The sequence below is a fragment of the Lentzea sp. genome, assembly GCF_036380075.1.
GTDB lineage: Bacteria > Actinomycetota > Actinomycetes > Mycobacteriales > Pseudonocardiaceae > Lentzea.
In genome coordinates this window covers 1-13,583 of sequence record NZ_DASVFL010000217.1, presented here as the reverse complement: position 1 = coordinate 13,583, position 13,583 = coordinate 1, and the positions used below count along the sequence as shown (strand labels likewise).

Annotated in this window: 11 protein-coding genes; 5 read left to right on the top strand and 6 right to left on the bottom strand. The window is 73.1% G+C overall.

Translation table 11 applies throughout. The features are described from left to right. The first annotated feature begins 1 nt into the window (after position 1). Entirely contained in the window at positions 2-463 is a 462-nt protein-coding gene (locus VF330_RS24060; protein WP_330853929.1) for a hypothetical protein, read from the top strand. A gap of 16 nt (positions 464-479) precedes the next feature. Here VF330_RS24060 and VF330_RS24055 read toward each other — a convergent pair whose 3' ends face one another. Then, positions 480-1,286 carry a GH12 family glycosyl hydrolase domain-containing protein gene (locus VF330_RS24055; RefSeq protein WP_330853928.1) on the bottom strand — a complete coding sequence of 269 codons (807 nt, stop codon included), beginning with the start codon at positions 1,284-1,286 and terminating at the stop codon, positions 480-482. Positions 1,287-1,540: 254 nt separating this feature from the next. Between VF330_RS24055 and VF330_RS24050 the strand changes: the two genes are divergently transcribed. After that, entirely contained in the window at positions 1,541-3,061 is a 1,521-nt protein-coding gene (locus tag VF330_RS24050) for a hypothetical protein (protein WP_330853927.1), read from the top strand. 17 nt (positions 3,062-3,078) lie between these two features. Here VF330_RS24050 and VF330_RS24045 read toward each other — a convergent pair whose 3' ends face one another. From VF330_RS24045 to VF330_RS24025, 5 genes are all read right to left on the bottom strand, one after another. Beyond that, positions 3,079-3,705 carry a DJ-1/PfpI family protein gene (locus VF330_RS24045; RefSeq protein ID WP_330853926.1) on the bottom strand — a complete coding sequence of 209 codons (627 nt, stop codon included), beginning with the start codon at positions 3,703-3,705 and terminating at the stop codon, positions 3,079-3,081. A 12-nt stretch (positions 3,706-3,717) separates the two neighbouring features. Continuing rightward, entirely contained in the window at positions 3,718-4,515 is a 798-nt protein-coding gene (locus VF330_RS24040; RefSeq protein WP_330853925.1) for an ABC transporter ATP-binding protein, read from the bottom strand. Further along, positions 4,512-5,570 (bottom strand): iron ABC transporter permease, encoded by a 1,059-nt coding sequence (locus VF330_RS24035; protein ID WP_330853924.1) that lies wholly within the window; start codon positions 5,568-5,570, stop codon positions 4,512-4,514. The genes VF330_RS24040 and VF330_RS24035 overlap by 4 nt, the downstream gene beginning before the upstream one ends. Next, on the bottom strand, positions 5,551-6,633 hold the full coding sequence (locus VF330_RS24030) for an ABC transporter substrate-binding protein (protein ID WP_330853923.1): 1,083 nt from the start codon (positions 6,631-6,633) through the stop codon (positions 5,551-5,553). Before VF330_RS24030 ends, VF330_RS24035 begins: the two co-directional genes overlap by 20 nt. A gap of 66 nt (positions 6,634-6,699) precedes the next feature. After that, positions 6,700-7,710 (bottom strand): GlxA family transcriptional regulator, encoded by a 1,011-nt coding sequence (locus VF330_RS24025; RefSeq protein WP_330853922.1) that lies wholly within the window; start codon positions 7,708-7,710, stop codon positions 6,700-6,702. A gap of 166 nt (positions 7,711-7,876) precedes the next feature. Here VF330_RS24025 and VF330_RS24020 point away from each other — a divergent pair, with 166 nt between their 5' ends. The 3 genes from VF330_RS24020 to VF330_RS24010 are packed head-to-tail and all read left to right on the top strand — an operon-like array spanning position 7,877 to position 13,460. Further along, positions 7,877-9,316 (top strand): PepSY domain-containing protein, encoded by a 1,440-nt coding sequence (locus tag VF330_RS24020; RefSeq protein ID WP_330853921.1) that lies wholly within the window; start codon positions 7,877-7,879, stop codon positions 9,314-9,316. Positions 9,317-9,373: 57 nt separating this feature from the next. Next, positions 9,374-11,260 carry a cytochrome c oxidase assembly protein gene (locus tag VF330_RS24015; protein WP_330853920.1) on the top strand — a complete coding sequence of 629 codons (1,887 nt, stop codon included), beginning with the start codon at positions 9,374-9,376 and terminating at the stop codon, positions 11,258-11,260. Between the two features lie 7 nt (positions 11,261-11,267). Then, complete coding sequence (locus VF330_RS24010; RefSeq protein ID WP_330853919.1) at positions 11,268-13,460, top strand: heavy metal translocating P-type ATPase; 2,193 nt, start codon at positions 11,268-11,270, stop codon at positions 13,458-13,460. Positions 13,461-13,583 lie beyond the last annotated feature (123 nt).

The window sequence follows — 13,583 nt, the reverse complement described above, 5'->3', positions numbered from 1 at the left end:
GGTGTTCGGGTTCGGCCGGAAGAAGAAGTCCCGCGGTCGGGACGACGTGGACGACCTGATGGCGCGGCTCAGGCCCGACCTGAGCCGGGAGTCGCTCGGCGTCGGGCCGAGCTTCCCCGGCGTCGCCCCGAACCCGCTCCTGAGCGGTGACGCGCGGAAGCGCGCCGCGGAGCTGCGCACCGGGACGCTCGCGCTCGGTGTCCTCGTCGACTGGCGGGAGGTCAACAGCAATCCACGGCTGATCCTGATGTTCGACGTGGAGACCGCCGACGGCGTCTCGTTCCGCGGTATCGCGGACGAGGACCTCACGATCACCGAGCTCACCCGGCTCGCCCCGGGACAGACGTTGCCCGTGCGCTACCGGCCGGCCGTCATGGACCACTACGTCGCCCTCGCCCGGGACGCGGATTCCGCCCGAGTGCGGCAGCTCTCCGACGAGATCGCGAGCCGCAGGCGGACCTGATCCGAAGGCCGCGGCCCTAGTCGTCCACGGTGACGGAGAACTTCTCGATCGCGTTGCCCGCGCCGCCGCGCCACAGGTTGAAGCCCGCCTCGACCGCCACCAGGTACCAGTCGAGGGAGATCTGGCCGCGTCCGACGGCGTCCTCGGTGAACGCGCTGATGTCGAGGCCGCTGACCTCGGTGACCTCGCCGACGCGTTCGTAGGTGATCCGCACGCGGTCCTGGTCGCGCGCCAGCCAGACGTTCCAGCGGGCGCCCGCGATCGGCACCTCGCCGGCCAGCAGGGACCCGCCGGGCCGCACTCCCCCGCGGCTGCGCAGCCAGATCACCACCTCCGCGCCGTCCGGGGTGGCCTCGGCGACCGGTCCGCTGTGGAACCACACCACGTAGGCGGCGTTGAAGACACCCGTGTCGACCTGCTCGCTCACCCAGTCGCTGGTGATGCGCGGCATCTTCGACACCTGCACCGGCAGGTCGCCGACGTCGGTGCACTCCTGCCAGTGGCAGCCGCGGAACAGCGACGGGGAGGCGGCCGGGGCGCCGCCGGGCCGGACGTCGTGCGCGGCGGTGTCGATCCGCAACGACTGGTCCCCGACGGAGACGCACTGCGGCGTCTCGGCGTTCCAGACGTTGTTCTGGGCGAGGTAGTCGTCGCCACCGGCCGGGGCCACGCCGTCTCTCGCGCAGAGCGAGACCTTCGCGGCCGCCGAGGACGCGGCGTTGGTCAGCACCAGGCCGACGACCGCGGCCACCGACGCCCCGCCCAGGCCGATCACCAGGAAACCGATGGCGATGCGGAACGCGATCTGGGCTGAGGGACTCATCCGCTCTCCTCCGTCGGCGACCCGGGGAGCGACACCGCGTTGCCTGCCGCTCACCGAGGGAATCGCCCGCCCGTGGCGCGGAGTTCAGGGCAGTTTCGGTGGCCGGACGGGCGTGCCGGCACTGTGCAGGTCCCCTTTTCGGGTGATCGCGGGCCGAGAAGGAGGATTCCCGTTCTCACGGGCTACTCCCCGCGCAGTGCCGGACGGCCGCGACTGCGTGGGGGTGCTCGATGCGGATGGACGACCGTGGTCGCGTGGCGAGGTGCTGGTGCGCCGCCGTGCTGGTGTCCCTGCTGGTGACGGGCTGCACGAGCGGGCCGTTCGGGCTCACGTTCGGCTCGGCGGACGCCGCCGTGTCGGCGCACCTGTCGCCGCCGGAGGAGAAGACCTCCGTGTTGAAGGCTCGGGCCGGTGCGGAGTCCGCGGTCGCGATGAGCTCCGCTCTCTTCCGCAGCGCTCCCGTCGTGGTGGTGGCCCCCGAGGCGGACGACGCCGCCTCCGCCGCGGCGGGTGCGGTCGCGGAACGGCTGGGGGTGCCGGCGCTCCAGCTGCCCGCCTCGGACGCCGACGCGGTGCGCAAGGAGGTGAGGCGGCTGGCGCCGCAGGTGGTGCTCGCCGTCGGAGCTCAGGCGCGGCGCCAGGTCGAGGCGTGGAAGATCCCGGTCGAGGTGGCCGGGATCGACGTGCCCGCCGACGGCGCCGCTCCGGCGCTGCCCGCCGGGGTGCCCGCGGTCGAGCCCGCCCACCCCGTCGACGTGACGGTGCTGGCCCGCGCCGGCCGGGAGGACGTCGCCGCGGTCGCCACGGCGAAGGCCGCGGGCGCGAAGGTCGTCGCGGTGCACGGCGGTGACCCGCGCACCGACCAGGCCGCGATCGACGCGTTGCGGGCGGGGCCGTCCGGGGCGCTGCTGGCGCTGGGCGAGGACTTCGGGCCGCCGGACCGGTTGCGCAGGCGGGTCGACCTGGCGCTGCGCGGCGGCGGATCGCTGCCGGGCGGCGGGCAGGTGCTGTTCCCCGGCCGGATGCTGGTCTGCCTCTACGGCCACCCGGACGGGCCCGCGCTCGGCGCGCTGGGCGAGCAGGACCTCGAGGCCACCGTCGCCCGCGTGAAGAAGCTGGCCGCCGAGTACGAACCGCTCAGCGACGTGCCCGTCGTGCCGTCGCTGGAGATCATCGCCACCGTCGCCCAGGGCTCCCCCGGCCAGGACGGCGACTACTCGGCCGAGGCCGACGTCGAGTCGTTGCGCCCGTGGGTGGACAGGGCCGGGCAGGAGGGCCTCTACGTCGTCCTGGACCTGCAACCCGGCCGGGCGCGGCTGCTCGACCAGGCGCGGCGGTACGCGCCGCTGCTCGAACAGCCGCACGTCGGCCTGGCCGTCGACCCGGAGTGGAAGCTCGGGCCGGGCCAGGTGCCGCTGCAGCAGATCGGCGGGGCCGACGCGGCGGAGATCAACGAGGTCACGGCGTGGCTCGCCGAGCTGGCCACCGCGAAGTCGTTGCCGCAGAAGCTGCTCGTCGTGCACCAGTTCCAGCTCACCATGATCCGCGACGAGCAGGCGCTCGACACGAGCCGTGACGAGGTGCAGCTGCTCATCCACATGGACGGGCAGGGCTCGACCGGCCAGAAGGTGTCCACTTGGGACTCCGTCGTGGCGGCACGGCCCGCGGACCTGCCGATGGGCTGGAAGAACTTCTACGACGAGGACAAGCCGATGCTCACCCCGCGGCAGACGATGGAGTACCGGCCGAAACCGTCGATGGTCTCCTACCAGTGACTCAGCCCGCCCCTGTCTCAGCCGGACAGCACCTTCCGCGCGTTCTCGACGACGGCGGCCGGTGCGGTGTCGAGGGATCCCGCGCGGTAGGGCGGTTCCGGCGCGTACTCGATGACCAGCTGTACCGTCTGCGCCACGTCGTCACCCGCGACCAGGCCGGCGAGGGTCAGCGCCATGTCGATCCCCGCGGACACGCCGGCGCCGGTGGCGTAGCGGCCGTCGACGACGACCCGGTCCTTCGACGGCGTCACGCCGAACTCGGCGAGCTGGTCGAGCCCCGCCCAGTGCGTGGTCGCACGGCGGCCGTCGAGGAGCCCGGCGGCGGCGAGGAGGAACGTGCCGGTGCACACCGCGGTCGTCCACCGGCTGGTCCGGTCGGCGGCGCGCAGCCAGTCGAGCAGAGCGGCGTTGGACATCTGCTCCCGCTGACCGGGGCCCCCGCCGACGAGCACCACGTCGGGTGCCGGCACGTCGGCGAAGGTGGCGGTGGCCTCGACCGACAGGCTCCCGAGGTCGTTGGTGACGAGACCGGCCCGTTCGGCGACGAACACGACCTCCGTGCCCGGCAGACGGCCGAGAACCTCGTACGGCCCGAGGACGTCCAACGACGTGAAGCCGGGGTAGAGAACGATGGCGACCTGCATGTCGATGTCCTTTCAGACGGCGTTGTCGGGTGCGGGCCACGAGCCCGCGGAGGCGACGGCGATGCGCGGGCGGCCCGTGATCGGATGGGTGTCGAGCACCGCGCGGACGCCGAACACGTCGTGCACGAGTGCGGGCGTGAGGACCTCGGCCGGGACTCCCGCGGCCACGAGCTCGCCGCCGGCCATGACCGCCACGCGGTCGCAGTACGAGACGGCGTGGTCGAGGTCGTGCAACGCCGTCAGGGTGGTCAGGCCGAGGTGCCGGAGCAGGTCGAGGACCTCGAACTGCGCCCGCACGTCGAGGTGGTTCGTCGGCTCGTCGAGGATCAGCAGCCCGGCTTCCTGGGCCAGTGCGCGGGCGATCAGGACGCGTTGCTGTTCGCCGCCGGACAGCGTGGCGAACGATCGGTCGGCCGCCCACTTCATGTGCACGGCGTCGAGCGCCTTCCCGACGACCTCGTGGTCGTGCTCGGTTTCCCTGTCCAGCAGGCCCTTCCGGGGTGTCCGGCCCATCGCGACGACCTCGTGGACGGAGAACACGGCGTCGAGCACGGTGTGCTGGGTGACGATCGCACGACGGCGCGCGGCCTCCCGCGCGGACAGGGCCCACACGCTCTCGCCGTCGATGAGCGCCACACCGGTGACCGGCCGCAGCACCCGGTAGGCGCTGCGCAGGAGCGTGGACTTCCCGCTGCCGTTGGGGCCGACGAGACCGACCACCTCCCCCGGCTCGACCCGCAGCGACACGCCGGAGACGATCCGCGCCGGACCGAGGTCGATGCCGACGTCCCGGAACTCGAGCCGCGTCACGCCCCCTCCCGTCGCCGGGCGTTCTGCAGCAGCCACAGCAGCACGGGCACGCCGATCCCGGCGGTGAAGATGCCGACCGGCAGCTCGTTCGGCCGGTCGACCGTGCGGCTCGCCAGGTCGACGAGCACCAGGAACACGGCGCCGACGAGCACGGACGTCGGCAGCACTCGCCGGTGTTCGGCACCGACGACGAGCCGTGCGATGTGCGGGATCACCAGCCCGACGAACCCGAGCCCTCCCGCCACCACGACGACGGTGGCCGTCATCAGCGACGTGACCACGAGCAGCTGGCGGCGCAGCCGGTGCACGTCCACCCCGAGCCCGGCGGCCGCGTCGTCGCCGGCCATGAGCGCGTTGAGCGCGCGGCCCCTGCTCAGCAGCCAGGTGGTCCCCAGCGCCAGCGCGGCCGCCGGGACTCCGAGGTCGGACCATTCCGTGCCCGCGAGGCTGCCCATGACCCAGAACATGATGCCCGCCAGCTGGTTCGGGTTGGTCTGGAGCTGCACGAAGCTCGTGGCGGCGACCGCGAGGTAGCCCACGGCGACCCCGGCGAGCACCAGCCGGGTGTCGGTGAGCCGGCCACCGCGCTGGGCGATCAGGAACACGACGACCATGGTCAGCACCGCCGCGGCGAACGCGCCGCCCGTCACGCCCAGCCCGAGGACCGCGGCGGAGCCCGAGGCCATGACGAGCACCGCGCCGAACGACGCGCCGGGCGTGACGCCCAGCATGTACGGGTCGGCGAGCGGGTTGCGGACCAGCGCCTGCAACGCGACGCCGATGACGCTCAGGGCAGCGCCGACGACCGCGGCCACGAGGACCCGCGGCAGGCGGATGTCCCAGACGATCTTGTCGTGCAACGGGTCGAGGCCCGCGGCGTCGCCCGTCAGGTGGCGGAGGACCACGTGCCAGACGTCGCGTGCGGGCAGGGTGACCGTTCCCAGTGACACCGAGGTGGTGACCGCCGCGGCGAGCGCCGCGGTCAGGACGGCGTACAGCAGCACTGTCGCGCGACCCGACACCAGGTGCGGTCCGCTAGCGAGGGTGCGCGGCATCGGCGATCTTCTCCACGGCGTAGGCGTTGGCGGGACCGAGGAACGCGCCGTCGGAGACGACCGCGTAGGTCCTCGACCTCGACGCCTCCCACTGCGGGTACTTCTCGAACAGCTGGGCGGCGAGCTGCTCGGTCCTGTCCTGTTCGGACGGATCGGTCAGTCCGATCACCAGCACGTCGACGTCCGCCGACGCCAGCGCCTCGGCGTTGAGCGTGGAGGTCAGCTCGGGGTTCGGTTTGTCGTTCGGGAAGGCGTTCTCGCCACCGGCCGCCGCGATGAGGTCGTCGTAGATGCCGCCGGAGAACACCGCGGGCAGGTTGTGGGTGCTCATCATCGCCATGCCGGGGAACACGAGCAGCACCTTCTTGCGTTCGGCGCCACCGACGCGGTTCCGCACGGCCGCGACCCGCCCTTCGAGCCGGGCGATGACCTCGGCCGCCCTGTGCTGCGCGTCGAAGATCATGCCGAGCTGCCAGAGGAAGTCGTAGGTCGACGTGATCGACTGCCGGTCGTAGGCGGCCTGGTCCGCGGCCGACGGGTTCACCGCGCCGTGAGCGCAGTCGACCGGGTTGACGAACGACCTGATCCCGGCGGACGCGAGCTGGTCCCGGGTCGCGAAGCCGCTCTCGGCGTTGAACCCGCCGCTCCACGTCGAGACCACGAGGTCGGGCTTGAGCTCCAGCACCTTCTCGGCGGGCACGTCGAAGTTCTTGTTCCACTCCGCGCCACCGGTCGGGATCTTCGCGACCTCCGCGACCATGCCGGGGTCGTCGGACACGGTGACGCGCTGGGCGTTCGCGACGACGTGGTCCTGGAGTCCCAACAGGACGAACGCCTGGACCTCGCCGACCGACACGCCGTTCATGACCAGCACCCGCCGCGGCGGGCCGTCGAACGTCACCTCCCGGCCGCAGTTCCCGATCGTCAACGGGTACGAGGTCTTCGCCGGTGCCGCGCGTTCCACCGCCGCGCCACCGGTTTCCGGTGAGCCCGCCGGGCCGCACCCGGCGACGAGCACGCACACCGCCACCGCTGTCGCACATCGTTTTGCATTGAGCCGCACGGGTTCGCAGCGTAGGAGTGCCGGGCCGCGGCGCCTATGTCGTGCAGCCCAACGAATCTGCCATCGTCAGCCGGCCGCCGGCGTGTCCGCGACCGCGCGGCGGTACTCCGTGGGCGACACACCGAGCTCGCGCAGGAACGCGCGCCGCATGCCTTCCTGCGTGCCGTACCCGCAGTGGCGGGCGATGCGCAGCACCCCTTCCCTCGTGTCCGCCAGCATGCGCTGCGCGGCCTCCAGCCGGATGAGGTCGACGTACCGGCCCGGCGTCACCCCGGCCTGGTCGGCGAACGCGCGGGCGAACTGGCGGGGCGACAGGCCGGCGCGCTCCGCCAGCGCGGGAACGGAGAGGTCAGCGGCCAGGTTCGCCGTCGCCCAGTGCTGGACCTCCCGCAGGGAGTCCGACCGCGCGGCCTGGGCGGCCAGCTGCGCGCTGAGCTGCGGCTGGTTTCCCGGCCTGCGCAGGAAGACGACCAGCAGCCGGGCGACCTCGTGCGCCACCGCGCGGCCGTGGTCCTCCTCGACGAGCGCCATCGCGAGGTCCACCCCGGCCGTCACGCCGGCCGAGGTGTAGATCGAGCCGTCGCGGACGAAGATCGGGCCCGTCTCGACCCGCACCTCCGGGTGCAGGCGGGCGAGGTGCGCGCAGGCTTCCCAGTGGGTGGTCGCCCGGCGGCCGCGCAGCAGCCCGGCCTCGGCCAGCAGCCACGCCCCGGTGCACACCGACACCACCCGTCTCGACCGCGCGGCGCGGTCGCGCAGCCAGCCGACGAGCTCGTCGCCGGCGTGCTCCACACCGGGGCCGCCCGGCACGAGGAGCAGGTCGGGGTCCTCGGCGTCGGCGAGGTCGAGATCGGGCACCAGCCGCAGTCCTCCGGCGGTCCGCACGACGCGGCCTCCGACCGACGCCGTGCGCACCACGTAGGGCGGAGCCTCCTCCGTGCCGGCGTACCGCGCGGCCAACGAGAACACGTCGAGGGGCCCCGCCACGTCGAGCGGCTGCACGTCGTCGAACAGGACGACGAGCACCGACCGGGTGCCCGGTCCGGCGACGCCGGCACGACTGGGATCGTTGCTCACCCGGCCGACAGTACTGATGCCGCAAGCACTTCCGGCCTGGTGGACCGCGGCGCCGACGACCCCACTGCCCAGATGCTGAGACGGATGACACACGCGGGAACTAACCCGCAACGGCGGACGACTACTGCCCCGAGTCCGCTCTCCGTCCCCCCGCAGAGGTGCCCCCATGTCCGCTCCCCCCGCCGAGCTCGAGAGAGCCGTCGAGACACCCCGCGCGACCCAGATCTCGGTCGTCCCGCTGTTGCGCCGGCTGCACTTCTACGCCGGTGTGCTCGTCGGCCCGTTCCTGGTCGTCGCGGCCGTGACGGGGATGCTGTACGCGTTCGCCCCGCAGATCGACGACGTGCTCTACGGCGACAAGCTGTGGGTGGAGCCCGCGGGCACCGCCCGGCCCGTCTCGGACCAGGTGGCGGCCGCCCAGGCCGCGCTGCCCGAGGGGACCGTGACCGCGGTGCAGCTCTTCGACGACCCGGAGGCCACCACGCGCGTGGTGTTCTCCGCTCCCGGCCTGGCCGAGGAGTACAGCAAGACGGTCTACGTCAACCCGTACACCGCCGAGGTGCGCGGCGAGCTGACGACGTGGGCGGGCGCGACGCCGGCCGTCACCTGGCTCGACCAGTTCCACCGCGACCTCCAGCTCGGCGCGGTCGGCAACCTCTACTCCGAGCTCGCGGCCAGCTGGCTGGGCGTGCTCTCGCTCGTCGGCCTGGTGCTCTGGCTCGCCCGCCGCCGCACCGCCCGGCGCCGGGTGCGCGCCCTGCTCCTGCCGGAGAAGGGCGCCAAGGGTGTGCGCAGGACCCGGTCCTGGCACGCCAGCCTCGGCGTGTGGGCACTGGTCGGCGCGCTGTTCCTCTCGGCCACCGGCCTGACGTGGTCGACCTACGCCGGCGAGAACTTCACCGCGGTGCTGACCGCCCTCAACGCCAAGGCCCCCGCGCTCGACACCGCGCTGCCCGGCTCGGCGCCCGCCACCTCGGGCGAGCATTCGGCGCACACCGGCACCGCGGGCAGCTCGGAGCCGGTGGACCCCGACACGTTCGACCGCGTGCTCGCCGCCGGACGGGGTGCCGGGCTCGACGGACCGGTCGAGCTCGCCCCCGCGGCCGAACCGGGCACCGCCTGGTCCGTCGCGCAGACCGACCAGCTGTGGCCGGTCCGCCAGGACAAGGCCGCCGTCGACCCCGCCACCGGGACCGTCACGGCCCGCGCCGACTTCGCCGACCGGCCGTTCCTCGCCCAGCTGTCGTCCCTCGGCATCCTGGCGCACATGGGCCTGTTGTTCGGGCTCGCCAACCAGATCGCGCTCCTGCTGCTGGCGGGGACGATCCTGGCGCTGATCTTCTTCGGCTACCGGATGTGGTGGCAGCGCCGGCCCACCCGCGCCGACCGCAGCGCCGCCTTCGGCTCGGCGCCCAAGCGCGGAGGCTGGCAGCAGCTGCCGCTGTGGTTCGTCATCCCGGCACCGCTGGTGATCATCGCGCTCGGCATCGCGATCCCGTTGCTGGGCATCAGCCTCGCCGCGTTCCTGGTCCTCGACGGCGTCATCGGTCTGGTCCGCGCCCGGCGCGGGCAGCCGGTGGCCGCTGGACAGGCCTCAGTGGACTGATCGTCACAATCGCGGTTTCCCGGGAACCGCGCGGACGTTCTGCCCGACCGCTCTCCCATGAGGGTGGACAGGGCCGTCGCGGTCGCGTCGGTCGGCTCGGTGGTGTGCGTCGTGCTCGTGGTGGCCTGGGCGGGTGACGTCCACGCGCTGCTGGGCGACAGCGATCCGGGCAGAGCGACCTCGCTCGCGTTCGGCGTCGTGCGGACGCTGGCGAACGCCGCTGCCACCGTCGTGCTGGGAGCGCTCGCGTTCGCCGCGTTCGTCGTGCCCGCGCCGCCGAAACGGGTCCGGCTGACCGCCGACGCGTTCGCGGCGGTGCGCACGGCGTCAACGGCCGCGCTGGTGTGGTTCTGCGCCGCCACCGCGGCGGTCGGGCTCTCCGCCGCGGACGCGTCCGGGCAGCCCGTGGGCGTCGCTCTCGACCACCTCGGCGGGCTCGTGGCCGCCACCGAGGAACCGAAGGCGTGGATCTTCTCGGCGGTGGCCGCCGCGGTCGTGGCGGCCACCGCACGGGCGACACTGACGTGGACGACCTCCGCGCTGCTGCTCGTACCGGCGTTGACCGGTGTGCTGGCACCGGTGATCGCGGGACACGTCGCGAACGGCGCGTGGCACGACGTGGCCACCAACGCGATGGTCTGGCACGTCCCGGCGGCCGCGGTGTGGATCGGTTCGCTCGTCGCACTGCGCGGCCACCTGCGCCGGCAGGGGAACACCGATGTCGTGCTGCGGCGCTACCACCGGCTCACGACGTGGTGCCTGGCCGTGATCGTCCTCAGTGGATCGATCGCCTCGGCCGTGCTGACCGGCCCCGGCGGTCTGCACAGCGGTTACGCGGTTCTGTTGCTGCTCAAGCTCTTCCTGTGCGCGGTCGTGCCGGTGGTCCGGGCCAGGTGGGGCGCGCGGCGTCCGCTCGGGGTGGAGCTGGTGGTCGTGGGGCTGGCGCTCGGCGCGTCGACCGGGCTCACCCACCTCGTGCCGCCCGCGTGGTTCGCGCGCAGGCCCTCGCCCCAGGAAACCGTTCTCGGGTACGAGCTCCCCGATCCCCCGTCGGCGGCGGAGCTGGTCCTGGGGTGGCGGCTCGACCTCCTGCTGGGACTGGGAGCCGTCGCCCTCGCGGTCGCCTACCTCCTCGCGGTCCGCGCCATGCGGCGGCGGGGTGACGGCTGGCCGGTCGGCAGGACCGCCGCGTGGCTGCTCGGCTGCGCGGTCGTGCTGGTGGTGACGTCGTCCGGCGTCGGCCGGTACGCCGCGAGCACCTTCAGCACGCACATGGTCGCGCACATGTCGCTCAACATGCTCGCACCCGTGCTGCTCGTGCTGGGTGGACCGGTCACGTTGGCGTTGCGGGTGCTGCCGCCGCAACCACGGCAGTGGGTGACGGCGTTGGTGCACTGCCGTGTCGCACGGCTGGTGGCGCATCCCGCGGTGGCCGCGACAATGTTCGTCGGGTCGTTCTACGTCCTGTACTTCTCGGACCTGTTCGGTGCGGCGATGCGGTTCCACTGGGCGCACCAGCTGATGAACCTGCACTTCCTGGTGACGGGGTACGTGTTCTTCTGGCTCGTCATCGGCGTCGACCGCGCGCCGCGCACGTTGCCGCACCTCGCCCGGCTCGGGTTGCTGTTCTCGGTCATGCCGTTCCACGCGTTCTTCGGCGTGATCCTGATGAACCACCGGACCGTGATCGCCGAGTACTTCTACCGCACCCTCGGGCTCACGTGGATGCCCGACCTCCTCACCGACCAGCGCCTCGGCGGCGGCATCGCCTGGGCCACCGGGGAGATCCCGATGCTCGTCGTCGTGCTCGCGCTGCTGCGGCAGTGGGCCGTGGCCGACCGCCGCGAGGCCGTGCGGTTCGACCGCGCCACCGACACCGGCCACGACGACCGTCTCGCCGCCTACAACGCGATGCTCGCGGAACTCTCCGGAAGGAAGAACTGACCCACCCATGACCACCACCACGGACGGCGCCGTCGAACTGTCGGTGTCCGGGATGACCTGCGCGGCCTGCGCCACGCGGATCGAACGCAAGCTCAACGGGGTCGACGGCGTGCGCGCCACCGTCAACTACGCCACCGAACGCGCGGTGGTCCACCTCCCGCAGGGCATGGGCACCGACGACGCCGTGCAGGTCGTCCGCGACGCCGGGTACGACGCCTCGGTCGCCGGGCAGGAACGGACCGAGGACACCGTCTCCGGGCTGCGGCACCGGCTCGTGGTCGCCGCGGTGCTGGCGATCCCGCTCGGCAACCTGTCCATCAGCCTCGCGCTGGTGCCGGCGTTGCGCTTCCCGGGCTGGGAGGCGCTGTGCGTGCTGCTCGCGCTGCCGGTGGTCACGTACGCGGCGTGGCCGTTCCACCGGGCGGCGCTGCGCAACCTGCGGCACGGGGCGTCCAGCATGGACACACTGGTGTCGCTGGGAGTGCTGGCCTCGTTCGGGTGGGCGCTGTGGTCGCTCGTGGCGGGGTCGTCGGGTCCCGGCTATTGGCTCGGTTTCGGCGTGACGGCCGAGGGCGCGGACGCCGTCTACCTCGACGTGGCGGCGGGCGTGACGACGTTCCTGCTCGCCGGGCGCTACTTCGAGCTGCGGTCCCGGCGTTCGGCGGCGGGTCTGCTCAGCGCGCTGGCGGGCATCGCGGCCAAGGACGCCAGGGTGCTGCGGGACGGCGTCGAGACGGCGGTGCCCGCCGCCCGGGTCCTCGTGGGAGACCTGCTGGTGGTGCGGCCCGGTGAGGTGCTGCCCGCGGACGGCGTCGTCGTCGAGGGGTGCTCCGCGGTCGACACGGCGTCGATGACCGGCGAACCCGTCCCGGTCGAGGTCGGTCCCGGCGACGCCGTCATCGGCGGGACGGTCACCAGCGCCGGACGGCTCGTGGTGCGTGCCACGGCGGTCGGTGCGAACACGCAACTGGCGCAGATGCGGGCGCTGGCCGAGCAGGCGGCTCAGCGCAAGGCCGCCGTGCAACGCCTGGTGGACCGGGTGTGCTCGGTGTTCGTGCCGGTCGTGCTGGTGCTGTCCGCGCTGACGCTCGCGGGCTGGCTGCTCACGGACCACTCGACGCGCGAGGCGTTCACCGCCGCGGTCGCCGTGCTGATCATCGCCTGCCCGTGCGCGCTCGGTCTCGCCACACCGACCGCGCTGATGGTGGGCGTGGCCCGGGCCGCGCAGCTCGGCATCCTGGTCAAGGGCCCGGAGGTGCTGGAGGCGACGCGGGCCGTGGACACGGTCGTGCTGGACAAGACCGGCACCGTCACGACCGGCCGCATGGAGGTCACCGACACGACGTCGTTCGCCGCCGGGCACGACGTCCTGCGGCTGGCGGGCGCGGTGGAGGCGGCCTCCGAACACCCGATCGGCGTCGCGATCGCCGCGGCGTGCACGGATCTGCCCGGCGTCACCGGATTCGAGGCACTGGTCGGTGCGGGCGCACGGGGTGAGGTCGAGGGTGCTTCGGTCGTCGTCGGCTCCGCGGAGCTCATGGCACGGCTGGACATCGCGGTCCCTGCTTCGGCCACTGCCTGGCTTTCCGATCTCGGACCGGCCACCGGCGTGCTCGTGGCGAAGGACGGCGGCGTGATCGGTGGCATCGCCCTGCGGGACACCGTGCGCCCATCCGCACGAGGTGCCGTCGAACGCCTGCACGCGCTCGGTCTGCACACCGTCTTGCTCACCGGGGACCACGCGACCGCTGCACGGGCCGTGGCGGCGGAGGTCGGCGTCGAAGACGTGATCGCGAACGTGCGGCCGGCGGACAAAGTCGCTGCCGTGGAACGGTTGCGCGCGCAGGGACGACACGTCGCGATGGTCGGTGACGGCATCAACGACGGACCGGCGCTCGCCGCCGCGGACCTCGGCATGGCGGTCGCGCACGGCAGCGACATCGCCGCGCAGGCCGCCGACGTCGTGCTGGTCCGCGACGACCTCGGCGCCATCGCGGACACGGTGGTGCTGGCCGGCCGTACGCTCGCCACCATCAGGGGCAACCTCGTGTGGGCGTTCGGCTACAACGCCGCCGCGCTCCCCCTGGCGGCCCTGGGCCTGCTGAACCCGCTGATCGCGGGCGCGGCCATGTCGCTGTCGTCGGTGCTGGTGGTGGCGAACAGCCTGCGGCTGCGCTCCGTTCTAGGTCCTGTCCCGTGAGTCCGTTCGATGAGAGTCACGGGACAGGACCTAGGAGACGCGGCGGCCCGTGCTGTCGTCCCGGATGGCGGTGACGAGGTCCTCACGCGCCCTGGCGACGCGTGACCGGATCGTCCCGACCGG